This is a genomic window from Curtobacterium sp. AB451 (assembly GCF_050585845.1).
In the GTDB taxonomy this organism is placed as follows: domain Bacteria; phylum Actinomycetota; class Actinomycetes; order Actinomycetales; family Microbacteriaceae; genus Curtobacterium.
Genome location: NZ_JBOBQG010000001.1, coordinates 85,708 through 110,158 on the forward strand (window position 1 = coordinate 85,708; position 24,451 = coordinate 110,158).

Below are 24,451 nucleotides of genomic sequence, written 5' to 3' on the forward strand. Positions count from 1 at the left end.
TACTCCCGCCTTACGCGATCGAGGTGATCTTGACGCGGGTGAGCTCAGCGCGGAAACCCTGACGCTTCTTGTACCCGGTCTTGTTCTTGAACTTCTGGATGACGACCTTGGGACCGCGGAGGTCCTCGAGCACCTCGGCGGTGACCGTCACGTTGGCGAGCTCGGAAGCCGCCGACGTGATCTTGTCACCGTCCACGAGGAGCACCGGGGCGAGGTCGATGTTGCCCTTGTCGTCGGCCTTGGCACGGTCGATCGTGATGATCGTGCCGACCTCGACCTTCTCCTGACGGCCGCCGGCGCGCACTACTGCGTAAACCACGTGGAAATCCTTACGTAACTCTGCTTGAGGGAAGTCTCGGGTGCCCACTTCTGCACGAGCGGTTCCCGGAGGGCCGGGCCCGATCGGCGACGCAGGCAGAACGGCCCGCTGACACCAGGGATCGAGAATACTCGATGCCCCCAGGTCCGGTCAAACGGCGACACACGTACGATTGCCGTGTGACCGTGATGATCGACCCGCCGACGTGGCCCGCTCACGACACTCTGTGGTCGCACCTCGTCAGTGACACATCATACGACGAGTTGCACGAGTTCGCCCGACGGGCCGGTATCCCACGGCGCGCGTTCGACCACGACCACTACGACGTGCCGCTCGCGCGTTACGACGAACTCGTCGCCGCGGGGGCCACGGCGGTCACCGGTCGCGAGCTGGTGCTGCGGCTGATCCGCAGCGGTCTGCGGGTCGCGCAGCGGGACAAGCACACGTTCTGACCGGCTGCGGCCGGGCCGCGGCGGCGGGGCGGCGACGATGGTGGCGGCGCGGCGCACCATGCGCGCTTGAGCACTCCGTGCGAGGTTGCCCGCACCGTGCGCCGCCACAAGCGCGCACCACGCGTGCAACCTCGCACCCGGTAACGAACACCGCACCACGGCAGCCAGGAGGCGCGACACACGCCCGCCACGCCGCACCGTGCGCGGTCGCGCACTCCGTGCGAGGTTGACCGCACCGTGCGGCGCCACAAGCAAGCACCACGCGTGCAACCTCGCACCCGGTACCGAACGCCGCACCACGGCAGCCAGGAGGCGCGACACACGCCCGCCACGCCGCACCGTGCGCGGTCGCGCACTCCGTGCGAGGTTGCCCGCACCGTGCGCCGCCACAAGCGCGCACCACGCGTGCAACCTCGCACCCGGCGCCGGCCGCCGAACGCCGCCCCACCGCGCGACCCAGCGCACGGGGCCGCGAACGGCCCACGAGGCCACAGCGGGCCGCTGAGCGGTCAGCGAGTGGCCGGAGGACCCCAGGGGTTCGACGGAGCCTGCGGCGGCGCGGACGGGGGCACCGGCGGCCACTGCGCACCCGGCTGACCAGCACCCGACTGTCCGGACTGTCCCGGCTGGCCGTGCGGCGGCTGGCCGGAGGGACCCGGGTGGCCCTGCCCTCCCGGCTGGCCCTGCACACCCGATGCGCCCGACTGCACCGTCGCCGGGGGCACGGCGTCGGCCGGACGGACCGTCCCGGGCGTGCCGGGAGCCCCGAGCGCCCGACGACCGCCCCGGGGACGCCCGAGCCAGAGCCACGCCGCGGTGGAGGTCGCGATGAGCATGAGCGTGAACGGCACACCGGACTGCAGCGGCCGGGTGACGACGTCGATGAGGATCTGCGCGCCTCCGGACCGGACGGCACCGAAGGTCCCCGTGAACACCCCGACGAGCGCGAGCGCGATGGTGCCGGCGGCTCCGGCGAGCACGGCACGGAGGAGGACCGTCGGCAGCGGACTCCGACGGTCGATGGGCGCGAGGAACGCCAGGGCGAGGAACGCTCCGGCGTAGAACGGGAACGGCGCGGCGAACACCCCGGACACGAACCCGCCGATGAGGCTGCCGCCGGCGCCGTAGCTGGCGAACGGGTGCACGACGAACGAGGCGCCGAGCAACCCGATAAGGCCCGAGACGAACTCGACGAGCACGATCGACACGACCGCGATGAGCGCCCCGGCGGTGTTCGTCACCGAGGCTCCCGGCGCGAAGGCCCGTCGCGGGTCCGCCGCTGCCCGGGGCGGTCGGGGCGCCGGGTACGGCCCACCCTGGGGCGCACCCTGGTACGGCGCACGTTGGTACGGCGCATCCGCGTACGGCCCGCCCTGCGGTGCACCCGCGTACGGCGTACCCTGCGGCGCGCCCGGGTCCGAACCGCCCTGGGGCGCCCCGTACGGCTGCGCCGGCGGCGCGGGCTGTGACCAGCCCGCGCCGTAGTACCCGCGATCGTGCTGCGACCGCTGCGGGTCGCCGGGGTTCGACATCGTCAGTTCCCCAGGATCACGGCGCCGTCGTCGGTGTCGTCACCCTCGGCCGTCGCCGGCGCGCTGATGCTCGGGGACGAGACACGACGGGACCGCGAACGCCCCTGCCCCGGCTGCTTGGGCTCCGGGAGCGCCTGCAGGACGGAGTCGAGCAGGGACTCGGCGTCGCCGCTGACCCGGCGCGGTTCGCGCTTCGTCGCCGCGATCGGGATGTCCAGGATCGCGACGGACGTCTCGGTCGGCGTCACCGGGGCGCTCGAGCTCACGCGGCGTCGGGTCGGCGCCTTGGCCGGGGCCTCCTCGGCGACCGGAGCAGCAGCCGGAGCGGCAGCGACCGGCTCGGCCGCAGCCGCAGGAGCAGCCGCGGGAGCAGCAGGAGCGGCAGCAGCAGGAGCAGCGGCAGGAGCGGCAGCAGGCTCGGACGCAGCCGGCGCACCGGACGTGTCCGACGAGCCGGAAGCGGTCTCCACCGTCGACTCGGGTGCACCGGCACCGCGACCACCGCGGCGCCGACGACGCTTCGGTCCGGACGGCTGCTCGCCGTCGGACGCAGGCGCATCCGCAGCCGACGCGGCCGACGCAGCCGATGCCGACGCCTCCGACGCACCCGACCCGGCCGACGGCGCGGAGGCCGGAGCCGCGGCCCCGTCGTGCTCCTCGTGCGGGATGGTCGAAGCGGCGATCCGGGACAGCGCGTTCTTCACGTCGTCCGTGATCTGGTGCGCGTGCGAGCTGTTCGACGACCCGTTCGACGACGAACCGTTGCCCCCGCCGTTACCGGAGGTGTTCCCGTTGCCGTTCCCGTTGCCGGCCCCGCCGCGGCTCTTCCGACGGCTCTTGGACGGCCCCGGGTCGGCGTTGTTGTCGTTGACCTTGGCGTTGACCTCGTCGAGGGACTCGCGGAGGCCGACACCGATCTTCTTGCGGGTCATCTGCACGAGGCCGAGCGAGGTGACCTCGGCGACCTGGTGCTTCGTGCGGTCACGGCTGAGGCACTCGATGAGGCGACGCAGCACGAGGTCGCGGTTCGACTCGAGCACCATGTCGATGAAGTCGACGACGATGATGCCGCCGATGTCGCGCAGGCGGAGCTGCCGGACGATCTCCTCCGCCGCCTCGAGGTTGTTCTTCGTGACGGTCTCCTCGAGGTTGCCGCCGGACCCGACGAACTTCCCCGTGTTGACGTCGACGACGGTCATGGCCTCGGTGCGGTCGATCACGAGCGAGCCACCGGAGGGCAGCCACACCTTGCGGTCGAGCGCCTTCTCGATCTGCTCGTTGAGGCGGTACTCCTCGAACGAGTCGGGCCCGTCGTAGATCTCGACGCGGTCCTTGAGGTCGGGCGCGACCGCGGTGAGGTACTCGTCGATGGTCTCGCGCGCGGCGGACCCGTCGATGATGAGCTTCGTGAAGTCCTCGTTGAAGACGTCGCGGACGATCTTCACGAGCAGGTCGGGCTCCGAGTGGAGCATGACCGGCGCCTGGCCGTTCGCGACCTTCTTCTGGATCGCCTCCCACTGGCTGGTGAGGCGCTGCACGTCGCGGGTGAGCTGCTCCTCGGTGGCGCCCTCGGCGGCGGTGCGGACGATGACGCCCGCGTGCTCCGGGAGGACCTCCTTGAGGATCTTCTTCAGCCGCGCCCGCTCGGTGTCCGGCAGCTTGCGGGAGATGCCGTTCATCGAGCCGTTCGGCACGTACACGAGGTAGCGACCGGGCAGCGAGACCTGGCTCGTCAGACGGGCGCCCTTGTGGCCGACCGGGTCCTTCGTGACCTGCACGAGCACCTTGTCACCCGGCTTCAGCGCGGCCTCGATGCGACGGCCGTGGTTGCCGGTGTCGACCGAGTTCCAGTCGACCTCGCCGGCGTACAGCACGGCGTTGCGCCCGCGGCCGATGTCGACGAACGCCGCCTCCATCGAGGGCAGCACGTTCTGCACCTTGCCGAGGTACACGTTGCCGATGAGCGACACGTTGTGCGACTTCGTCACGTAGTGCTCGGCGAGGATGCCGTCCTCGAGCACGCCGATCTCGATCTTCGAGGCGCTCGACCGGACGATCATCTGCCGGTCGACGCTCTCGCGACGGGCGAGGAACTCGTCCTCGGTGACGACCTGGCGACGCCGTCCGGCGTCGCGCCCGTCGCGACGGCGCTGCTTCTTGGCCTCGAGTCGCGTCGAGCCCTTCACCTTCTGCGGCTCGGTGATGTACTCGACCTCGCGGCGGCGGGGCTCCAGGTGGTCGCGCGGCTCACGCGGCTCACGGCCCTCGCGCGGCTCACGGCCCTCGCGGTCGGCGCTCGTGCCGCGACGGCGCGAGCGACGACGGCCACCGGGCTGCTCGTCGTCGTCGTCCTCGTCGTGCCGCGGCGCGCGCTCGGGCAGGTCCGGCAGCACCGGCGCGTGGAAGATCAGGCTGAGCGTGCTGGTCGCCTTGGGGACGAACGGCTCGTCGGCGGGCTCCGCCGGACTGGAGGCACGGCTCACGTCCGCCCCGGCCGTGGCGGCCGGTGCGGCAGCGGTCTCGGCGTCGTCACCGACGGCGATCACCGGCAGGTCGCCGGTGAGGGTGCTGACGTCGTGCGGCTCGTCACCGCCGGCGGTCGCCTCGACGGCGACCGACACGGTGGGCGCCTCCGGCGCTCCCCCGGCGTCCGGCGTTGCGTCCGTCACCGCGAGCGCCTCCGCGCCGACCTCCGTCGGAGCGTCGCCGGCGTCGGAGACGCCGTCTGCCGGGGACCCGGTCACCTGCTCGACGGGACCCGTCTGCAGGGCGTCCCCCCGTGCCTCCTGGCCGGTCGACCGGGCACGCCGACCGCCGAACAGGCGGCTGCGACGCTTCGGTGCGACTTCTTCGTTGTTCGTGTTGTCGTTGTTCTGCTCCACCATGGACCTGGTGCACTCCTTGACCCCGCTCGCGTCCTGACGGACGGCGGGAATTCTGTAGTTGTAGCGGGTGGCGACCACGCCCCCGCGTTCGCTGTCTTGTGGCCGGTGCGTCAACTTGTGGTGTCCGCAGCCGTTCCGTCGGGCACCCGGCCCGATCGGCTCGGCGTCGGAGTGACGCGCGTCCCGGTCACGGTGCGCTCTCACCGCACCTGATCGTCCGGGCTGGGCCCGGAAAGCTTTCGTCGTCGTGCGGATGGCCGCACGACCTCCAGGGATTATCGCATGCCGCACCGGGAAAGGACCGGATCGAGCATGCGATGATGACGCCGTGAGCACGCCAGCACCTGCCGTCCGCCGTCCGATCGCCATGGGCGTCTTCCTCCTGATCACCGGTGCCGTCGGTCTGTACGGGGCCTTCCGACTGGTCATCGACGAGTTCGAGAAGTACGCGCACCCCCAGGCAGTGCTGTCCTGCGACGTCAACCCGTTCATCAACTGCTCCGACGTGATGGCCAGCTGGCAGGGGCATTTGCTCGGGTTCCCGAACCCGCTGCTCGGCGTCATGGGCTTCGTCGCCCCGATCGCCGTCGCGGTCATGCTCCTGGCCGGGTTCCGGAACGGTTCGCGCTGGTTCTGGATCGCGTTCAACGCGGGCGTGTTCCTGGCGTGGGTCTTCGTCACGTGGCTCTTCACCCAGACCGTCTGGTTCATCGGCGCGCTCTGCCCGTGGTGCATGCTCGTCTGGTCGATGACGATCCCGATGTTCTGGGTGTTCACGATCTGGAACGCCGCGCAGGGTCGCTTCGGCGCCGGCGCACAGCGGCTCGGCCGGACCCTGCTGCCCTTCTGCTGGGCGTTCCCGCTGGCGAACTACCTGTTCATCGCCGTGTCGATCCTCATCGTGTTCCCGCGGGTCCTCTCCTCCTTCTGAGCGCCCGCTGAGCGTTGCCGATGACGCGTCATCGAATTCCTGGGTCCTTCCCAGCCAGATCGGCCGATCGGCCCACCGGCACGACCTACGCTCGATGGCGATGAGCGAGAACGAGAGCAAGAAGGCCCGGCGGGAGGCAGCGCGGGAGCGCGCACGCCTCGCCCGCGCGAAGGAGCAGGCGCGTCGACGCCGCAACAAGACCCTGGGGATCAGCGGCATCATCGTCGGCGCGCTCGCGGTCGCCGCGATCGTCGTCGTGGTGGTCGCGAACTCCGTGCAGCCCGCCGGCCCCGGGCCGAAGAACATGGCGAGCGACGGTGTGCTCCTGACGGGGTCGAACGGGCAGATCGTCCCCGTCACCACGAAGGCCACGCCGGAGGGCGGGAAGCCGACCCCGACGAAGCAGGACGACTCGGTCGCGAACATCACCGTGTACTCGGACTACATGTGCCCGTACTGCAACCAGTTCGAGACGAGCCAGATGTCCCAGATCCAGCAGTGGGTGCAGGACGGCTCGGCGACGCTCGAGCTGCACCCGTTCAACCTGCTCGACCGCGTGTCACTCGGCTCGAAGTACTCGACCCGTTCGGCCGCCGCCGCAGCCTGCGTCGCGAACTACGACCCGGACGCGTTCCTCGCGTACAACACGTCGCTCTACGAGAACCAGCCGTCCGAGAGCACGCGCGGCCTCACGAATGACAAGCTCGCATCGCTGGCGAAGGCCGCCGGGGCGACGAACGAGAACGTGGCGTCCTGCATCACGGACCAGGAGTTCGCCGGGTGGGTTGCCGACGCGACGAACCGGGTGCTGAACGACCCGATCCCGAACTCGTCGCTCGACAAGGTCACCGGCACCCCCACCGTGATCGTCAACGGCAAGCAGTACAACGGGTCGCTCACCGACACGGACGCGTTCGCCGCGTTCGTGGAGCAGAACGGCGGGAAGGCGTAGTCCCGGCCGCTCCGGACGACGACGGCCCCCGCTTCCGATCGGAAGCGGGGGCCGTCGTCGTCCGGCGTGCTACTTCGACGCGGCGTCGATCTCGGTGATGACGTCGGTCAGCGTGGCGATCTTCTTGCCGTTCACGAGGACGGTCGGCGTGCCGAAGCCCTGCGTGCCCTGCAGTGCCGGATCGGCCAGCACGGCGTTGGTGGACTTCGTCACCCACCCGCGGAAGCGCTCGCTCGACAGGCACTCGGAGACGTTCGACCCGGTCGCGCCGCCGGCCTTGACGAGCTTCGCGATCTCGGCGTTCGTCAGGCCCTTCGTGCCCTCCTCCGGCTGGTTGTCGAAGAACTGCGTCTGGACGTCGAGGAACGTGTCCGGCGCGTAGTTCGCGACGCACATCGCGGCGTTCGCGGCACGGCTGGCGTACCGCGAGTTCTGGTAGCTGCGGTCGAGGATCGACACGGGCTGGATCGCGAGGGTCGCGTCGCCGGACTTCACCTTGTCGAGGATCTGGTCGGCGTAGGCGGCCTCGAACTGCTTGCAGACCGGGCACGCCCAGTCGACGTACTCGGTGACCTGGACCTTCCCGTCGGCGGCCGCGGTGGGCACCGGGGACGGGGTGGCCTTCGCCGACACCGCGCCGGAGGTCACGGGGGTGACCGTGCCGTCGCTGCCGGTGAACTGGATCGCACCGGTCGCCATGTTCTTCGGCCCGGCCGCGGACACGGCGGGCTGGTTGTTCACGTTCACCACCACGATCGCGACGATCGCGGCGACGGCGATGATCCCGAGGCCGATGCCGCCCTGCAGGAACCAGCGGTTGCGGCGCTTGCGGCGCTTCTCGGCCTCGGCGCGCTGCCGGGCGACGTCACGGGCGTGCTGGCGACGCTCGTTCTTCGTGGGACGGTCGTTGTTCGTCACGCGTCGGTCCCCCGGACTCAGGCGAACCAGAGCGCGAGCTCGCGCGCCGACGACTCGGGGCTGTCGGAGCCGTGCACGAGGTTCTGCTGCACCTTGAGCCCCCAGTCGCGGCCGAGGTCACCGCGGATCGTCCCCGGCGCGGCCGAGGTCGGGTCGGTGGTGCCGGCGAGCGACCGGAAGCCGGCGATGACGCCGTTGCCGGCGACGCGCACGGCGACGACCGGGCCGGACTGCATGAACTCGACGAGGGGCTCGAAGAACGGCTTGCCCTGGTGCTCCTCGTAGTGGGCGTCGAGCAGCTCACGGGGCGCCGTCACCATCTTCAGGTCGACGATCTCGTAGCCCTTGGCCTCGATCCGGCGGAGGATCTCACCGGTGAGCTGGCGGGCGACGCCGTCGGGCTTGACGAGGACGAGGGTCTCTTCGAGATCGGACACGCGGAACTCCTGGTGTTTCGTGGTCGAACGGGGTGGTCAGTCCTCGCCGAGGGCCGCGCGTCTCGCGGCGTTCTGACGGTCGAGCTGGCCGCCCTTGACGAAGCAGAAGACCCACAGCGCCAGGAACACCACGGCCACGGCGAACATGAACGGTTCGATGAACCCGGTGGCGAGGATGGCCGCCTGCAGCAGCCACCCGAACCCTACACCGGCCCGGTTGCCGGTCAGACGTGAGGCCAGCGCCAGCACGACCATCGCGCCGATGCCACCGCCGAACGCGACCGCCGGCGGCAGGGTCCCCTTGCCGAAGACGACGAGCATCGGGAAGAAGAACATGATCGCCTCGAGCACGAGGCTGATCGACAGCAGGCTCTCGCGCGCGCCGCGTTCGCGACGCGGCTTCCGCACCCGGGCGGGCCTGGAGGCGCGGCTCGGCTCCGTCACTTCGCCTCGCCCTCCGCGTGGACCAGGTCCATGACCCGGCCCACCATCACGATCGAGCCGGCCACGAGCACCATGGCGTCGTCCGCCTCGGCGTCGTCGGCGAGGTCGCGCGCCTCCTGCAGGGCGGCCGCGAGGGACGGCTCGACGACCACCCGGTCCTCGCCGACCTCGTCGACGACGACGCGCGCGAACGCGTCCGCGTCGAGCGCACGCTCCCCCGGTGGCTGGGTCACCACGAAGGTCGCCACCGTGTCCTTGAGCGCGCGGACGAACCCGCGGGCGTCCTTGTCGCCGAGGATCCCCACGACGCCGACCACGTGGCCGGACGGGAACGCCACGGGCAGCGCCTCGGCGAGGGCACGGGCGCCGTGCGGGTTGTGCGCCGCGTCGACCACGACGGTCGGGTCCTGGGCGATCGGCTGGAGCCGGCCGGGGCTCGTCGCACCGGCGAGCCCCTCGGACAGGACGTCCTCGTCGAGGGGCTGGGAGCCGCGGCCGAGGAAGGCCTCGACGGCCGCGATCGCGACGGCGGCGTTGTCGGCCTGGTGGCGGCCGAACAGCGGCAGGAAGAGGTCGTCGTACCGACCGGCGACGCCCTGCACGGTGATGAGCTGTCCGCCGACGGCCGGCGTCACGTCGACGACCCGGAACGCCTCGCCCTCGACGGCCAGGGTCGACTCGGTGAGCTCGGCGGCGCGCTGGAGCTCCGCGAGCGCCTCGGGGGCCTGCGCGCTCGACACGACCGACGACGCGGGCTTGATGATGCCCGACTTCGTCCGGGCGATCTCGGCGACGGTGCTGCCGAGCTGCTTGGCGTGGTCGATCGCGATCGGCGTGAACACCGCCACCTGGCTCTGCACGACGTTCGTGGAGTCCCACTCGCCGCCCATGCCGACCTCGATCACGGCGACGTCGACCGGGGCCTCGGCGAAGCACGCCAGGGCGAGGACGGTCAGCGCCTCGAAGAAGGTCAGCGGGAGCTCGCCCTTGGCCGTGAGCTCCTGGTCGGTCATCTCGAGGATCGGGGCGATGTCGTCCCAGTTCTCGACGAAGCGGTCCGGCTGGATCGGGGCGCCGTCGATGACGATGCGCTCCCGGATCGACACCAGGTGCGGGCTCGTCATGAGACCGGTCCGGAGACCGTGCGCGCGGACGATGCTCTCGGCCATCCGGGCGGTCGAGGTCTTGCCGTTGGTGCCGGTCAGGTGGATCACCGGGTAGGACAGGTGCGGGTCGCCGAGGAGCTCCACGGCACGCCGGGTCGCCGACAGCCGGTGCTCCGGTGCCTGCTCGCCGATGCGGGCGTACAGCGCCGCCTCGACGCGCTTCACATCGTCGTCGTCCCCGCCGTAGGGAACCGTGTCGGCCGGAGCCTGGTCGCCGACCGGGCCGACCGGGATCTCGATGCCGTCCGGGGTCTCGTCGCCGATCTCGTCGTCGTGTTCGCTCATGCGCGTGCCACCTCCACGGACACCTTGGCACCGTCACCGACGTCGGCGGTGGTACCGGCCCCGAGGGGCACGATCTCGACACTCGTCGCCAGGGTCTCCCCCGCGATGAGCTGCTGGTGGGTGCGGATCGCCGCGTCGGCGACGTCGTCCACCCCGAGGGTCAGCACGATGCGGTCGCTCACGTCGAGGTCGGCGTCGCGACGGGCCTGCTGGACGGCACGCACGACGTCGCGGGCGAGGCCCTCCGCCTCGAGCTCGGGGGTGGTCACGGTGTCGAGCACCGCGAAGCCGCCGCCGTCGAGGAAGGCCACCGCGACGGCGTCGTCGGCGACCGTGAGGTCGAGCGTGTACTCGCCCGCGACGAGGTCGATCCCGCCGACCGTGACGCCGGACTCCGTCGCGATCCAGTCGCCCCGCTTGGCGGCCGGGATCACCTGCTGGACCTGCTTGCCGATGCGCGGTCCCGCGGCACGGGCGTTCACGGTGAGCTTGCGCTCGATGCCGTACCGGCCGAGCGAGGACTCCTCCTGCTGCTCGAGCACGACCCGCTTCACGTTGAGCTCGTCGCGGAGGATGTCCGCGAACGGCTCGATCGCGCCCGGGTCGGGGACGACGAGCGTCAGCGTCGCGAGCGGCAGACGGACGCGACGACCGGTCGCCTTGCGGAGCGCGAGCCCCTTCGAGGCGACGTCGCGCACGCGGTCCATGGCGTCGACGAGCGCGTCGTCGGCCGGGAACTCGTCGGCGTCCGGGAAGTCCTCGAGGTGGACGCTGCGGCCACCGGTCAGGCCCTTCCAGATCTCCTCGGTGACGAGCGGGGCGAGCGGGGCGGCGACGCGGGTGAGCGTCTCGAGCACGGTGTACAGCGTGTCGAACGCCGCGCGGGCCTCGGGCGAGGACTCCGCGCCGAGCCAGAACTTGTCGCGGGAGCGGCGCACGTACCAGTTGGTCAGGACGTCGGCGAAGTCGCGCACGGCCTGGGCCGCGAGCGGGGTGTCGAGCGCGTCGAGGTGCCGCTGCACGTCGGACACCAGGACCCGGGTCTTCGCGAGCAGGTAGCGGTCGAGGACGTCGGTGCTCGCCGTGCTCCGCGACGCCTGGTACCCGTCCGCCCCGGAGGCGTTGGCGTAGAGGGTGAAGAAGTAGTACGTCGACCAGAGCGGCAGCAGGAACTCGCGGACGCCCTGGCGGATGCCCTCTTCGGTGACGACGAGGTTGCCGCCGCGGATCACCGACGACGACATGAGGAACCAGCGCATGGCGTCGGCACCGTCGCGGTCGAACACCTCGGAGACGTCCGGGTAGTTGCGGAGCGACTTCGACATCTTCTGGCCGTCGGAACCGAGCACGATGCCGTGGCTGATGACGTTCTGGTACGCCGGCCGGTCGAACAGCGCGGTGGACAGCACGTGCATGACGTAGAACCAGCCGCGGGTCTGCCCGATGTACTCGACGATGAAGTCGGCCGGGTTGTGCGACTCGAACCACTCCCGGTTCTCGAACGGGTAGTGCACCTGGGCGTACGGCATCGAGCCGGAGTCGAACCAGACGTCGAACACGTCGGTGATCCGGCGCATCGTCGAGTTCCCCGTCGGGTCGTCCGGGTTCGGGCGCGTCAGGTCGTCGATGAACGGACGGTGCAGGTCGACCTCGCCGTCGGCGTTCACGGGCAGGCGACCGAAGTCGCGCTCGATCTCCTCGAGCGAGCCGTACACGTCGGTGCGCGGGTGCTCGGGGTCGTCCGACTGCCACACCGGGATCGGCGTGCCGAAGTACCGGTTGCGCGACACCGACCAGTCGATGGCGTTCCCGACCCACTTGCCGAACTGGCCGTCCTTGACGTTGTCCGGCACCCAGTTGATGTCCTGGTTCAGCTCGCCCATGCGGTCGCGGATGTCGGTGACCCGCACGAACCACGAGGACACGGCCTTGTAGATGAGGGGCTTCCGGCACCGCCAGCAGTGCGGGTAGCTGTGCTCGTAGGACGCCTGGCGGAGCAGCCGTCCGGCGTCGCGGACCGCCTTGGTGAGCGGCTTGTTCGCGTCCGACCAGAGGAGGCCGGCGACCTCGCCGAACTGCGCGGTGAAGACGCCGCCCTCGTCCAGGGAGAGCACCACGGGGATCCCCGCGGCGGCGCAGACCTCCTGGTCGTCGGCGCCGTACGCCGGGGCCTGGTGCACGATGCCCGTGCCCTCGCCCGTCTCGACGTAGTCGGCGACGAGGATCTTCCAGGCGTTCTCCATGCCCTCGGCGTCCGCGAGGAAGTCGAACAGGCGCTCGTACTCCACGCCGTCGAGCTCCGCGCCCGTCACGGTGCGGACGACCGCGACAGCGGCGTCCTCGGCCGTCTCGTAGCCGAGGTCCTTCGCGTGCGCGGCCACGGTGTCGGACGCGAGCAGGTACGACGCCGAGCCGGCCTCGACACCGTCAGCCGCGCCTCCTGGCCCTGCCGGCACGACCGCGTAGGCGATCGCCGGGCCGACCGCGAGGGCGGCGTTCGTCGGCAGCGTCCAGGGGGTCGTCGTCCAGGCGAGGGCGCGCACGCCGACCAGGTCGAGGGACTCCGCGCGCGACCCGTGCAGCGGGAACGAGACCGTGACGGACTGGTCCTGGCGCATCTTGTAGACGTCGTCGTCCATGCGCAGCTCGTGGTTCGACAGCGGCGTCTGGTCGTTCCAGCAGTACGGCAGGACCCGGAAGCCCTCGTACGCGAGGCCCTTGTCCCAGAGCTGCTTCCACGCCCAGAGCACGCTCTCCATGAACGTGGTGTCGAGGGTCTTGTAGTCGTCCTCGAAGTCGACCCAGCGCGCCTGGCGGGTGACGTACTGCTGCCACTCGTCGGTGTACTGCAGGACGGACTTCTTGGCGGCGGCGTTGAAGACGTCGACGCCCATCTCGTCGATCTCGTGCTTCTCGGTGATGCCGAGCTGGCGCATGGCCTCGAGCTCGGCGGGCAGCCCGTGCGTGTCCCAGCCGAAGCGACGGTGCACCTGCTTGCCGCGCATCGTCTGGTAGCGCGGGAAGACGTCCTTGGCGTAGCCCGTCAGCAGGTGCCCGTAGTGCGGCAGGCCGTTCGCGAACGGCGGGCCGTCGTAGAAGGTCCACTCGGGGCAGCCCTCACGCTGGTCGATCGACGCCTGGAACGTGCGGTCGCCCTTCCAGAAGGCGAGGATCCCCCGCTCGACGGCGGGGAAGGACGGCGAGGGGACGACGCCATCGGCATCGGCGTTCAGCGGGTACGGCACCGGGACTCCTTGTGGGTTCGCTCGATCTCCACGAGGACGGAGCACGCTCCGCGGTACCACCTCGCTTGCCGACCACCGCTCGCGCTGTGGCCGACCGCTCGTTGCCGGGGCTGTGCGGCCCGGTCCGCCCGGTTCTACTGCCGGCCGTCGATCGTGCCGACTGCCGGGTTCTTCCGGAGGCTCCCCGGTGATGGCCGGATCGACGCCTGTGCACACGAGTTTAGCGGACGGGAGCATGCTGGAGCGATGCCCGACTCTTCCGAGCAGGATCGTCCCGAATCCCTGCTGACCGTCATCATCGCGTTCGGCGCGAACCTGCTCGTCGCGATCGCCAAGACGATCGCCTCCCTGATCTCCGGATCGGCCTCGATGGTGGCCGAGGCCGCACACTCGTGGGCCGACACCGGCAACGAGATCTTCCTGCTCGTCGCGGAACGGCGTGGCGCCCGCAAGCGCGACGCCCGGCACCCGCTCGGGTACGGGCGCGAGACGTACATCTGGTCGATGTTCGCCGCGTTCGGCCTCTTCACCGCCGGTGCCGTCGTGTCGATCTCCCACGGCATCTCGGAGCTCGGCGAGACCGGCCCGGCCGAGGACGTCCTGCTGAACTACATCGTGCTCGCGGTGTCGTTCTGCCTCGAGGGGACGAGCTTCGTGCAGGCGTACCGACAGGCGCACGGCGCGGCGACGAAGCGGAAGGTGCCGGTGCTCCGCCACGTGCTGCAGTCCTCGAACCCGACGCTGCGAGCCGTCTTCGCGGAGGACGCCGCCGCCCTGATCGGTCTGGTCGTCGCGTTCCTCGGGGTGTTCCTCCACCAGCTCACCGGCCTCGCGGTCTTCGACGCCGTCGGCTCCATCGCGATCGGCGTGCTGCTCGGGGTCGTCGCGATCGTCCTCATCGACCGCAACCGTCGGTTCCTGCTCGGTGAGAGCACGTCGCCGGAGCTCGAGAACGCGGTGCTCGTCGAGCTGCTCGGCCGGTCGCAGATCGAACGGGTCACCTACCTGCACCTCGAGTTCGTCGGTCCGTCGCGGGTGTACCTCGTGGCAGCGGTCGACCTCACGGGCAACGAGGTCGAGGAGCACGTCGCGGTGCGGCTCCGCGACGTCGAGAAGTCGCTCGAGGAGAGCCAATACATCGAGGAGGCGGTCCTCACCCTGAGCTACCCCGGCGACGAGTCGCTCACCCCGACGGGCGAGGAGGTGCCGGAGGTGGTCCGGGACGGCACGGCCGAGGACGTCGCGGCGGGCGGGGCCGGGACGCTGCGGGCGAACTGAGGCTCGGTGTCTCAGCCGGCCGCGGCCGGCGCCAGCGTGGCGGTGTCCCCGCGACGCTGGATCGTGAGCCCGTCCTGCACGACCCAGACCCGCAGCGCGTCGAGCCGGAACTCCTCGAACCGGTCCGGGTGGTCACGGAGCAGTGCCCGGAGCTCGTCGTCCATCGGGAACCGTGGGTCGATCCCGGCGACGAGCACGCCGTAGTCGCCGTACTGCACCGCCTGGGTCGCACCACGGTGGCCGATGAACACCGCGAACGCCTGCTGCGACGCCCCGGACACCAGGACCTTGACCGTCCGCGGGACCCCGTGCGCGTCGAGCGCCGCGTCGAGCCGGGCGTACCCGGTGGTGCGGGTCTCGGCGACGGTGCGCACGACGACCGCCGCGGGGACGATCGTCACGGCGACCAGGACGAGCGCCACCACGGTCGTCACCGGCGGCCGCGACCGGGCGAGCCGGGCGTACCCGACGGCGGCGAGCGCGACGGCCCACGGCATCCACGCCTGGTAGTAGTGCGGCAGGGCGACGTTCGCGGTGGCGTAGAAGACGACGAGGATCCCGAGGGCGATGCCGAGGAGCGCGACGAGCCGGTCCGGACGGAGCACGAAGGCCGCGACGATCCCGACGAGGAGCACGACGACCGCCGGCCAGCCCACGCCCTCGACGACCCGCACGAAGTTCGTCCACCACGGCGCGAGCATGTACGTCTTCCCGAGGACCGAGATCTCGTGCCCCTTGGTGTCGTGCTCCCCCTGGAACGCGAGCATGTACGCGATCGCCCGGGTGCCACCGACGGGCACGTACGCCGCGACGAAGACCACCGCGAACGCCCCGGCGGCGGCGACACCGCCGGTGACGAGTCCCGACCAGCGGCGGAACAGCAGCGGGACGGCGACGACCGCGAGCACGAGGACGGCCGTGCTGACCTTCGACGTCACCGACAGCGCGAGCAGGGCACCGGCGAGCGCCATCCACCACCAGCCGTCCCAGGCCGTCGTCCGGTCGGCCGCCCGCCTCGGCCGGGCCGCCCACTGCCACGCGGCGGCGAGCGCCGCGACGGCGAAGAACGTCATGACCGGCTCGAGCAGCGCGAGCCGGTCGATGCGCGCCGCGGTCCCGGAGGCGACGTCGGTCCACGTCGGCGAATCGCCGCGCGGCGTGAGCCACCACAGTCCGGCCGCGAGGAGCGCGCCCCAGTGTCCGACGGGTCGCCGGAGCCAGGCGAACAGGACGACGCCGGTGCCGAACGACGCGGTCGCGGCGACGAGTCGGGGCCCGAGGACGCCCTCGCCCACGACGAGCTGCGCGAGGCCGAACAGGTACTTGGCGGTCGGCGGGTGCTGCAGGTTGTCGGTGAGCACCCCGTGCACGTAGGCCCATCCGGCGCGCGTGTAGGTGAACTCGTCGACGTAGGGGCTCTGCCGGCCGATGTGCCAGTACGCGACGAACAGCCCGGCGAGCGCGATCGCCGCGAGGGCGACCACTCGGATCGTCGGTCGCGCTCGGGTCACGGAGAGAGAGCCTATTGCGCCGGGGGCTCGAGCGGATCGAGACCCGCGGCCACCGGGGTGAGCGCCGCGCCGACGTACTCGACGAGGGAGCGACGACCGACGCCGTCGGCCACCCAGACGCCGAACGCGGCAGCGGCGGCGCCGAGCATGGCGCCGGACACCGTCTGGGGCCAGAGGGCGGCGGGGTGTTCGCCGGTCCGACGGGCCACGAAGGCCGACACGGCGGCGTGCTGGGCGCCCACGCGAGCCGCGACGCTCGCGACGAGTTCGTCACCGATGCCCATCACCTCGGCCTGCGCGATGGCCCACGGCACCCGCTCGGGGTCGTGGGCACGGGCGGTGGCGAGGAGGGCGGCCTCGACCGCGCGGACAGCGGACTCCTCGGTCGAGGCCGCGAGGCATGCAGGCAGCGTGGCGACCGCGGCGTCGAGGTCGAGCCAGAGCACGTCGGACTTCGCGGTGAAGTAGTTGAAGAAGGTCGCCCGGCTCACGCCGGCCCGAGCGGCGATGTGGTCGACCGTCGTCCGGCCGTAGCCCTGCTCGAGGAACAGCTCGGCTGCGGCGTCGGCGAGCACCTCGGCGCTCGAGCGTCGGGGGCGGCCACCGCGGCGCATCGGTTCGTACATGGCCCCCAGTAAACCGCTAGACTCGTGCGGCGATGATCTTGGACTCAGTACAGAAAACAGCGGCCGCGGTCGCCGGTGCCACCGCGCTCCTCCTCGTGCTCGCGGGCTGCACCGGTGGTGGCACCGCCGGCTCGAGCAGCACCCCCGTCGACGGCGGCACGCTCGTCTACGCCTCGGGCGACGCCGAGCCGACCTGCCTCGACCCGCACGTCGGGGGCAACTACCCGCAGGCGCTGCTGTCCACCCAGTACATCGAGGAGCTCACCGCGCTCGAGGACGGCAAGCCCGTGCCGGCGCTCGCGAAGTCGTGGACGACGAGCGACGACGGGACGACCCTGACGTTCACCCTGCGCGACGACGTCACGTTCACCGACGGCACGCCCTTCGACGCGGCCGCCGTGGTGGCGAACATCCAGCACGTGCAGGACCCCGCGACCGCCTCGAGCACGGGCTACCTCGCGCTGCAGTCGATCACGAAGGCGACGGCCACCGACGACCACACCGTCACGCTGACCCTGAGCCGCCCGGACAGCGCGCTGCTCGAGTCGTTCTCGCAGCCCTGGGTCGGCATGGAGTCCCCGAAGGCACTGGAGCGCTCGCAGGCGGTCAACTGCGAGTCGCCCGTCGGCACCGGCCCGTTCGAGGTCACCGGGTGGAAGCACGGCGATCGCGTCACGCTCCGGAAGAACAGCGACTACACGCCGCTCGACGGCGACACGAAGCCGCGCCTCGACGGGATCGCGTGGCGCTTCCTGCCCGACTCGACGTCGCGGTACGCGGCCCTGCAGTCCGGCCAGGTCGACGTCATCGACAACGCCCAGCCCGACCAGATCCAGGCGGCGTCGTCGAAGGGGTCCATCCGCGACCTCGACGCCCCGCGCCCCGGTGCGTCGAACCGCCTCGAGCTGAACTCCGGCCACGGGGTGTTCCGCGACGAGGCCGTCCGCAAGGCCTTCATCGCCGGCGCCGAGATCGATCCCGGCATCCGGTCGCTCTTCCTCGGGACGGCGAAGCGCTCCTACTCGGTGCTCTCCAGCGTCGAGCCGTACGCGTACTCGGACAAGAGTCTGTTCCGCTACTCCCCCACGAAGGCGAAGCAGCTGCTCGAGGACGCCGGCTGGAAGGTCGGCAGCGACGGCATCCGCGAGAAGGACGGCAAGCAGCTGACGGTCACGTTCCCGGTGTCGACGAACCAGTCCGTCCCCGCCGAGCGCAGCCTGTTCCAGCAGATCCAGGCCTCCGAGAAGGCGGTCGGCTTCAAGGTCGTCCTCGAGGAGCTCGACCTGTCCAGCTGGTACGCGGCCCTCGCGGCGAACGAGTACGACGTCGTGAGCGCGCCGTACACGAAGGTCGGTGCGGACGTCCTGCGGATCCTGTACGACTCCGCGAGCATCACGCCCGCACCGTCCGGCTACTTCGCGAACCTCGCCCAGCTCGACGACCCGGCGCTCGACGACCTGCTCCAGCGGGCCGCGCGGACCTCGGACGCGTCCGAGCGCGGGAAGCTGTACGAGCAGGCGCAGCAGACCATCCTGTCGAGCGGCACGGTGCTCCCGCTCTACGACCAGCAGAACCACTTCCTGCTGCGGTCGAGCGTGCACGGCGTGCAGACCACCGCGGTCTCGACGCCGTGGTTCGGCACGGCCTGGATCGACCGCTGATCGCGACGGCCGGATCGTCGGACAGGAGGCACGGATTGCGTCGCGGACGTCGGCCACGGCGCACCGGGTGGTCGGGCTGGGCCCTGTGGGGCCTCCGCCGCCTGGCCGGCGGCGTCGGGGTGCTCTGGGCGGTCGCCACGATCGTGTTCGTCGCGATCCGGCTCATCCCGGGCGACCCCGCCCTCGCCATCCTCGGCGGCCCGGGGTCGCAGGCCTCGGCCGAGGCGGTCGCGCAGGTCCGCCAGGAGTACGGCCTCGACCGACCGGTGGTCGTGCAGTACGCGGTGTTCCTCGGTCGCCTGGCGACCGGGCACCTCGGGGACTCCTACGCCTTCCGCACCCCGGTGGCGACGCTCCTCGGGCAGCAGCTGCCCGTGACGCTCACCCTCGCCGTGCTCGGGCTCGTCGTCGCCTGGGCCCTCGCGATCGTCGCCGCGTGGTGGTCGACGCAGCGCGGGCGGTTCGCCGCGGGCCTGGCGAGCGCCATCACCGTCACCGCGAGCGTCACGCCGCACTTCTGGCTCGGCAGCGTCCTCATCGTGGTGTTCGCCAGCGCCCTCGGCTGGGTGCCGGCGGTCAGCGACGGCACCGTCCGCGGCTGGGTGCTGCCGGTCGTCACCGTCGCGGTCCCGGTCGCCGGGTACCTCGCCGAGACCGTCCGGGACGGCGTGGTCGACGCGCAGCGCTCGGCGTTCGCGCTCGCCGCCCGCAGCCGCGGTGAGACCCGCGCCGGGCTCTTCGGACGGCACCTGCTCCGGCACGCCGCGCTGCCCGGGATCGCCCTGTCCGCGTGGGCGTTCGGTTCGCTCGTGTCCGGCGCGGTCGTCGTCGAGTCGGTGTTCGCACTGCCGGGGATCGGGCGCGCACTCGTGACGGCGGTGACGCAGCGGGACATGCCGCTCGTCGCGGGCATCGCCCTGGTGTCGGCCGCCGCGTACGTGGTCGTGCTCGCCGTCGCAGACCTCGTCGAGCGGGTCGTGGACCCGCGTGCCGCCGGGACGGCGGGGGCGACCCGGCGTCGCGCCCCGCGCGTCACCCGGCACGGGGCGGGCGCACGGTGAGCGGGATCGCCGAACCGCGCCTCCAGGCCGGTGCCCAGGGTGACGCGTCCGCCGGACGGTCCGAGCGAGTCCGTGGGGGGACGCTCGGCCCGGCCGGATGGACTGCGGCCGCCGTCGTGGCGCTGGCCGTGGTCGCGGCGGCCTGGCCGGCGCTGCTCGGCGGCGGCGACCCGCTCGCCGTGCACCCGTCCGAGGCGCTCCGGGCGCCGTCGTGGTCGAGTCCGTTCGGCACCGACGAGTCCGGACGGGACGTGCTCGCCCGGGTCGTCGCCGGTACCCGGGCGTCGCTCGTGGTGGGCGTGGTCGCGACCCTCGTCGGCGGCGGGGTCGGCATCGTGCTCGGCGTCCTGGCCGGCCTCGGCGGGCGGGTCGTGGACGCGGTCGTCGGCCGGCTCACCGAGGTGGCGTTCGCGCTCCCGCTGCTCCTCGTCGCGCTGGTCGTCATCGCGGTGACCGGCCCCGGACCCGTCCCGGCGATGCTCGCGGTCGGGTTCGCCACCGCGCCCGGGTACGCCCGGATCGTGCGCGGCCTCGTGCTCCGTGCGCGCCGTTCGCAGGTGGTCGAGACCGCCGTGCTGATGGGACGCTCCCCCGCCGTGATCACCGTGCGGCACGTGCTCCCGGCGGCCCTCTGGCCGGTCGTGGCCGTCGGGACGCTCGGGGTCGGGCAGGCGATCGTGTGGGCCTCCGCGCTGAGCTACCTCGGCGTCGGTACCCCGCCGCCGGCGCCGGAGTGGGGCGCGATGCTGGCGGACGGTCGCACGTACCTGCAGACCGCGCCGTGGATGAGCGCCTTCCCCGGCCTCGCGATCGTGGTCACGGCGACCGCGGTCACGGTGCTCGGCCGGGCGATCCGACGAACAGGAGTGATCCGATGACCGTGCTCGACGTGCAGGGGTTGACCGTCGCCATCGGCGGGACGGTGGTCGTGCGGGACGTCGCGTTGCGCGTCGAGGCCGGCGAGTGCGTCGCCCTCGTCGGTGCCTCCGGCTCCGGCAAGACCGTGACCGCCCGGGCCGCGCTCGGCCTGTCGGCGCCCGGGTCGTCAGTCCGGGTCGACCGGCTGCGGGTGGCCGGGCTCGACGTCCGGGCGTTCTCGGATCGCCGGTGGCGGAGCGTGCGCGGATCACGCGTGGGGTACGTCGGCCAGGAGGCGCTCGGCGCCCTCGACCCGCTCCGCCCCGTCGGGCGCGAGGTCGCCGACGCCCTGCGGCTGCACACGGACCTGCGGGCCGCGGAGCGCGTCGAGGCCGTGCGCGCCGCGCTCGAGGCCGTCGGGCTCGACCCCGCGATCGCCACCGGCGGCCGACTCGCGGGCTCGCTGTCGGGCGGGATGCGCCAGCGTGCGCTCATCGCGGCGGCGACCGTGGGCTCGCCGGCGCTCGTGGTGGCGGACGAGCCCACGACGGCGCTCGACGCCGGGGTGGCGGTCACCGTGATGGAGCAGCTCCGTGCGGCGCAGTCGCGCGGGGCGGGGCTCCTCGTGATCACGCACGACCTCGGGCTCGTCGCGGGGTGGGCGGACCGGGTGGTCGTCGTGCACGAGGGGCGCGTCGTGGAGGAGGGACCGGTGGCGTCCGTCCTCGAGGCGCCCCGGCACGAGGCGACGCGGGCGCTGGTGCGCGCGGCCGGGGGCGGCCGCGGTCGCGGCGGCGGGGGCGGCGGCGGTCGCGTTGGTGGCGGGGGTGCTGGCGGCGGCTCGCACGGTGCGGAGTTCGTCGGCCGGGTCGACGACGACCGCCCCGTGCGGCCTTCCAGCCCCACACCGAGCGAGCAACACCGCACCGGATCACCGACCCCGCACCGTGCGGCATCCGTCAGCCACGTCCACGACGACCGCCCCGTGCGACCTTCCAGCCCCGCACCAAGCGAGCAACACCGCACCGGATCACCCACCCCGCACCGTGCGGCATCCGTCAACCCGGTCGACGAAGACCGCCCCGTGCGACCTTCCAGCCCCGCACCGAGCGAGCAACACCGCACCGGATCACCCACCCCGCACCGTGCGGACGTCGTGCTCGCGGCCGAGGGGCTCTCGCGCGCGTTCGACGGCGTCCCCGCGGTCCGGGACGTGTCGTTCGGCCTCGGTCGCGGGCGCGTCCTCGGGGTGATCGGCGCCTCGGGGTCCGGCAAGACCACGCTCGCGCGGATGCTCCTCGGCCTCGAGGTCCCCGACGCCGGCACGGTCACGCTCGACGCGTCGCCGTGGGTCCCGCTCGACGAGCGCACACGACGACCGATGCGGCACCGGGTCGCGGCGGTGGTGCAGGACCCCGGTGCGACGTTCGACGAGCGGTGGAGCGTCGAGCGGGTCCTCGCGGACGCGTTCTCGGGCGGGACGGAGCGGTCGGCCCGTGGTGCCCTCGGTCCCCGCGTCGACGCTGCGCTCGACCAGGTGGGCCTCGACCCCGCGCTCCGCCGACGCTCGCCGTCGACACTGTCCGGCGGGCAGCGGCAGCGCCTCGCGATCGCCCGGGCGCTCGCCACCTCGCCCGAGGTCATCGTGCTCGACGAACCGGTCACCGCACTCGACGCCACGGTGCAGGACGCGGTGCTGACGCTCCTCGAGGGGCTGCGCGACAGCACGGGCGTGGCCATGGTGTTCGTGTCGCACGACCTCCGGGCCGTCCGGCGGATGGCGGACGACGTGCTGGTCGTGCACGAGGGCCGCGTGGTCGAGCACGGCTCCGCGGCGACGGTGTTCGACCGTCCGACGCACGCCGTGACCGCGCGCTTGCTGCGCGCCGCCGAGCGGCTCGCCGCCGGCCCGCGGCCCGAGGCCGGCGCCGCGTAGCGCGCCCGCGCGGGCCGCCCCTGCGCGGACGCGGGGCGCCGGCGTTCTCACGCGTTCAGCGACACGTCACGGCCTCCCGGAGCCGTGAACTGTCGTTCAGCGCGAAACGGCGCGGACAGCCCGCGCGCCGCGCGCCGGACGAGCGGAGGCACGGGGCGACGTCCGTGGCGGACGCGCACCGTGCCTCCAGGCCGGCCGTTCGTGCGGAGCGGCAGGCTGCGACTAGGAGCCCGCGGGCGCCTTCGACCCCGCTCCGGACGACGGCACGTCGCCCGAGATGATCGGGATCTCGCTGGTCGAGAAGTCCTTCGCCCAGTCGGACTGCGCCAGGTCGGACTCCGGGTCGTTGTAGTCCTTGATGACGTCCGCGATCTCGTCCTCGTGCGCCACCGTCGGTCCGGACCCCATGAGCGGCGTCGCGGCGGTCTCCTTCGTGAAGTACACGGCGACGAGCCCGATGAGGGCGGCGGCCATCAGGTAGAAGGCCGGGATGTCCTCGGCCCAGCCGTAGCCGGCGTCCTTCGCGGCGTTGATGAGCGCGGCGGTCGCGAGCGGGGTCGTCCCACCGAAGAGCGACACCGACACGTTGAACGCGATGGCGAGGGCGCCGTAGCGGATGATCGTCGGGAAGAGCGCGGGGAGCGTCGAGGGCATCGTGGACGTGAAGGTCACGAGCACGAGACCGAGGATGAGCAGCCCGAAGAACACGCCGACCCCGGTGCCGCTCTGGACGAGCTTGAGCGACGGCCACGACAGCAGCAGGAAGCCGATGCAGCCGGTCGCGAGGACCGGGCGCCGGCCGAACCTGTCGGACAGCCGGCCGCCGAACGTGATGACGACCATCATGAGGATCATCACGATGACGATCAGGATGAGCCCGAAGGTCGCGTTCTGCCCGAGGTTCTGCTCGAGGTACGTCGGCATGTACGACAGGAGCATGTAGTCGGTCACGTTGAAGACCAGGACGAGGCCGATGCAGATGATGAGCCCGCGCCAGTTCTCCGCGAAGAGCTTGAGGAACGGCGTCTTCTGCGACTCGCGCTCGGCGGCCTGCTCCTGCTGCTTCTGGAAGGCCGGGGTCTCCTCGAGCTTGAGGCGGAGGTAGAGCCCGATGAGGCCGAGCGGACCGGCGACGATGAACGGGATGCGCCAGCCCCAGCTGAGGAGGGCGTCCTCGGAGAGGCCGAACTGCAGGCCGGTGACGATCGACGCGCCGAGCACGTAGCCCGCGAGCGTGCCGAACTCGAGCCACGAGCCCATGAAGCCGCGGCGCTTGTCGGGCGAGTACTCGGCGATGAAGGTCGCGGCGCCGCCGTACTCACCACCGGTCGAGAAACCCTGCACGAACCGCGCGACGAGCAGCAGGACCGGGGCCCAGAACCCGATGGTCTGGTACGAGGGGATGAGGCCGATCATGAGCGTGCCGGCGGCCATCAGGATCATCGTCAGCGCGAGGACCTTCTGGCGGCCGATCTTGTCGCCGATCGGGCCGAAGACGGCACCACCGATCGGGCGCACGATGAACGCCGCGGCGAAGAAGCCGAAGGTCGCGACGATGTTCGCGGCCGGGTCGCCCTTCGGCAGGAAGACCTGCGAGATGGTCACCGTGAGGTACGCGAAGATGCCGAAGTCGAACCACTCCATCGCGTTGCCGAGGGCTGCCGCGGCGACGGCGCGCTTGAGGAGCGACTCCTCGACGACGGTGACGTCGTCCTTCGTCAGCTTGCGGCGGGCCCGCTTCACGGCGCCCTTCGTCCGGAGCGGCCGATCGCCGTTCGCGGGGCTGGTCTGGTTCGGTGACAAATCGTTCCTCCGGTAGTGCTGCGTCTTGCCTTCGGGCGCCCGGCGAACGGCGACGATGCAGTCCTCGCGAACCCCGCGGCCGCCGGACAAACTCCGACAGCCTACCAAACACCCGGCGTGTCCGTCAGGACCGTGTGGTACCGACCGTCAG

Annotated in this window: 19 protein-coding genes; 8 read left to right on the forward strand and 11 right to left on the reverse strand. The window is 71.9% G+C overall.

The features are described from left to right. Positions 1 to 10 precede the first annotated feature (10 nt). Positions 11 to 319, reverse strand: a complete 309-nt coding sequence (rplU, locus tag ACQXVK_RS00410) for a 50S ribosomal protein L21 (protein WP_022905369.1) — start codon at positions 317 to 319, stop codon at positions 11 to 13. A gap of 179 nt (positions 320 to 498) precedes the next feature. On the opposite strand from rplU, the gene ACQXVK_RS00415 reads away from it, so the two are divergent. Beyond that, entirely contained in the window at positions 499 to 771 is a 273-nt protein-coding gene (locus ACQXVK_RS00415) for a DUF4031 domain-containing protein (RefSeq protein ID WP_022905370.1), read from the forward strand. 509 nt (positions 772 to 1,280) lie between these two features. Here the strand turns inward: ACQXVK_RS00415 and ACQXVK_RS00420 are convergent. Both ACQXVK_RS00420 and ACQXVK_RS00425 read right to left on the reverse strand, forming a co-directional pair. After that, positions 1,281 to 2,012, reverse strand: a complete 732-nt coding sequence (locus tag ACQXVK_RS00420; RefSeq protein WP_430852321.1) for a hypothetical protein — start codon at positions 2,010 to 2,012, stop codon at positions 1,281 to 1,283. A gap of 293 nt (positions 2,013 to 2,305) precedes the next feature. Then, entirely contained in the window at positions 2,306 to 5,188 is a 2,883-nt protein-coding gene (locus ACQXVK_RS00425) for an Rne/Rng family ribonuclease (protein WP_430852743.1), read from the reverse strand. Positions 5,189 to 5,516: 328 nt separating this feature from the next. Between ACQXVK_RS00425 and ACQXVK_RS00430 the strand changes: the two genes are divergently transcribed. Next, a complete protein-coding gene (locus ACQXVK_RS00430; protein ID WP_229085097.1) occupies positions 5,517 to 6,119 on the forward strand; it encodes a vitamin K epoxide reductase family protein in 603 nt (200 codons plus the stop codon). Between the two features lie 100 nt (positions 6,120 to 6,219). Continuing rightward, positions 6,220 to 7,071, forward strand: coding sequence for a DsbA family protein (locus tag ACQXVK_RS00435; protein WP_430852322.1), 852 nt, complete (start codon positions 6,220 to 6,222; stop codon positions 7,069 to 7,071). Positions 7,072 to 7,140: 69 nt separating this feature from the next. Here the strand turns inward: ACQXVK_RS00435 and ACQXVK_RS00440 are convergent, their stop codons facing one another. From ACQXVK_RS00440 to ileS, 5 genes are read right to left on the reverse strand one after another with little or no spacing between them, the layout of a single operon-like run. Next, positions 7,141 to 7,989 carry a DsbA family protein gene (locus ACQXVK_RS00440; protein WP_430852323.1) on the reverse strand — a complete coding sequence of 283 codons (849 nt, stop codon included), beginning with the start codon at positions 7,987 to 7,989 and terminating at the stop codon, positions 7,141 to 7,143. A gap of 17 nt (positions 7,990 to 8,006) precedes the next feature. Next, the gene (ndk, locus tag ACQXVK_RS00445; protein ID WP_430852324.1) at positions 8,007 to 8,426 is read right to left on the reverse strand and encodes a nucleoside-diphosphate kinase; all 420 of its coding nucleotides are present in this window, start codon (positions 8,424 to 8,426) and stop codon (positions 8,007 to 8,009) included. A 36-nt stretch (positions 8,427 to 8,462) separates the two neighbouring features. After that, entirely contained in the window at positions 8,463 to 8,870 is a 408-nt protein-coding gene (locus ACQXVK_RS00450; RefSeq protein ID WP_022905376.1) for a DUF4233 domain-containing protein, read from the reverse strand. Continuing rightward, positions 8,867 to 10,321: a bifunctional folylpolyglutamate synthase/dihydrofolate synthase gene (locus ACQXVK_RS00455; protein ID WP_416395934.1), complete on the reverse strand. Its 1,455-nt coding sequence runs from the start codon at positions 10,319 to 10,321 to the stop codon at positions 8,867 to 8,869. Before ACQXVK_RS00455 ends, ACQXVK_RS00450 begins: the two co-directional genes overlap by 4 nt. Beyond that, a complete protein-coding gene (gene ileS / locus ACQXVK_RS00460) occupies positions 10,318 to 13,566 on the reverse strand; it encodes an isoleucine--tRNA ligase (protein ID WP_430852325.1) in 3,249 nt (1,082 codons plus the stop codon). The genes ACQXVK_RS00455 and ileS overlap by 4 nt, the downstream gene beginning before the upstream one ends. Before the next feature lie 246 nt (positions 13,567 to 13,812). Here ileS and ACQXVK_RS00465 point away from each other — a divergent pair, with 246 nt between their 5' ends. Continuing rightward, positions 13,813 to 14,844 carry a cation diffusion facilitator family transporter gene (locus tag ACQXVK_RS00465; protein WP_022908576.1) on the forward strand — a complete coding sequence of 344 codons (1,032 nt, stop codon included), beginning with the start codon at positions 13,813 to 13,815 and terminating at the stop codon, positions 14,842 to 14,844. Positions 14,845 to 14,855: 11 nt separating this feature from the next. On the opposite strand, the gene ACQXVK_RS00470 is transcribed toward ACQXVK_RS00465, so the two are convergent. Together ACQXVK_RS00470 and ACQXVK_RS00475 are read right to left on the reverse strand one after the other, a co-directional pair. Continuing rightward, positions 14,856 to 16,355, reverse strand: a complete 1,500-nt coding sequence (locus ACQXVK_RS00470) for a phospholipid carrier-dependent glycosyltransferase (protein ID WP_430852326.1) — start codon at positions 16,353 to 16,355, stop codon at positions 14,856 to 14,858. Between the two features lie 11 nt (positions 16,356 to 16,366). Continuing rightward, positions 16,367 to 16,981 carry a TetR/AcrR family transcriptional regulator gene (locus ACQXVK_RS00475; RefSeq protein WP_430852327.1) on the reverse strand — a complete coding sequence of 205 codons (615 nt, stop codon included), beginning with the start codon at positions 16,979 to 16,981 and terminating at the stop codon, positions 16,367 to 16,369. Between the two features lie 32 nt (positions 16,982 to 17,013). Between ACQXVK_RS00475 and ACQXVK_RS00480 the strand changes: the two genes are divergently transcribed. From ACQXVK_RS00480 to ACQXVK_RS00495, 4 genes are read left to right on the forward strand one after another with little or no spacing between them, the layout of a single operon-like run. Next, positions 17,014 to 18,642 carry an ABC transporter substrate-binding protein gene (locus ACQXVK_RS00480; RefSeq protein ID WP_430852328.1) on the forward strand — a complete coding sequence of 543 codons (1,629 nt, stop codon included), beginning with the start codon at positions 17,014 to 17,016 and terminating at the stop codon, positions 18,640 to 18,642. A gap of 35 nt (positions 18,643 to 18,677) precedes the next feature. Continuing rightward, positions 18,678 to 19,703 carry an ABC transporter permease gene (locus tag ACQXVK_RS00485; protein ID WP_430852329.1) on the forward strand — a complete coding sequence of 342 codons (1,026 nt, stop codon included), beginning with the start codon at positions 18,678 to 18,680 and terminating at the stop codon, positions 19,701 to 19,703. Then, complete coding sequence (locus tag ACQXVK_RS00490) at positions 19,700 to 20,581, forward strand: ABC transporter permease (protein WP_430852330.1); 882 nt, start codon at positions 19,700 to 19,702, stop codon at positions 20,579 to 20,581. The genes ACQXVK_RS00485 and ACQXVK_RS00490 overlap by 4 nt, the downstream gene beginning before the upstream one ends. Next, positions 20,578 to 22,497 (forward strand): ATP-binding cassette domain-containing protein, encoded by a 1,920-nt coding sequence (locus ACQXVK_RS00495; protein WP_430852331.1) that lies wholly within the window; start codon positions 20,578 to 20,580, stop codon positions 22,495 to 22,497. Before ACQXVK_RS00490 ends, ACQXVK_RS00495 begins: the two co-directional genes overlap by 4 nt. A gap of 222 nt (positions 22,498 to 22,719) precedes the next feature. Here the strand turns inward: ACQXVK_RS00495 and proP are convergent, their stop codons facing one another. Next, positions 22,720 to 24,300, reverse strand: coding sequence for a glycine betaine/L-proline transporter ProP (gene proP / locus ACQXVK_RS00500; RefSeq protein ID WP_430852332.1), 1,581 nt, complete (start codon positions 24,298 to 24,300; stop codon positions 22,720 to 22,722). Between the last annotated feature and the right edge of the window lie 151 nt (positions 24,301 to 24,451).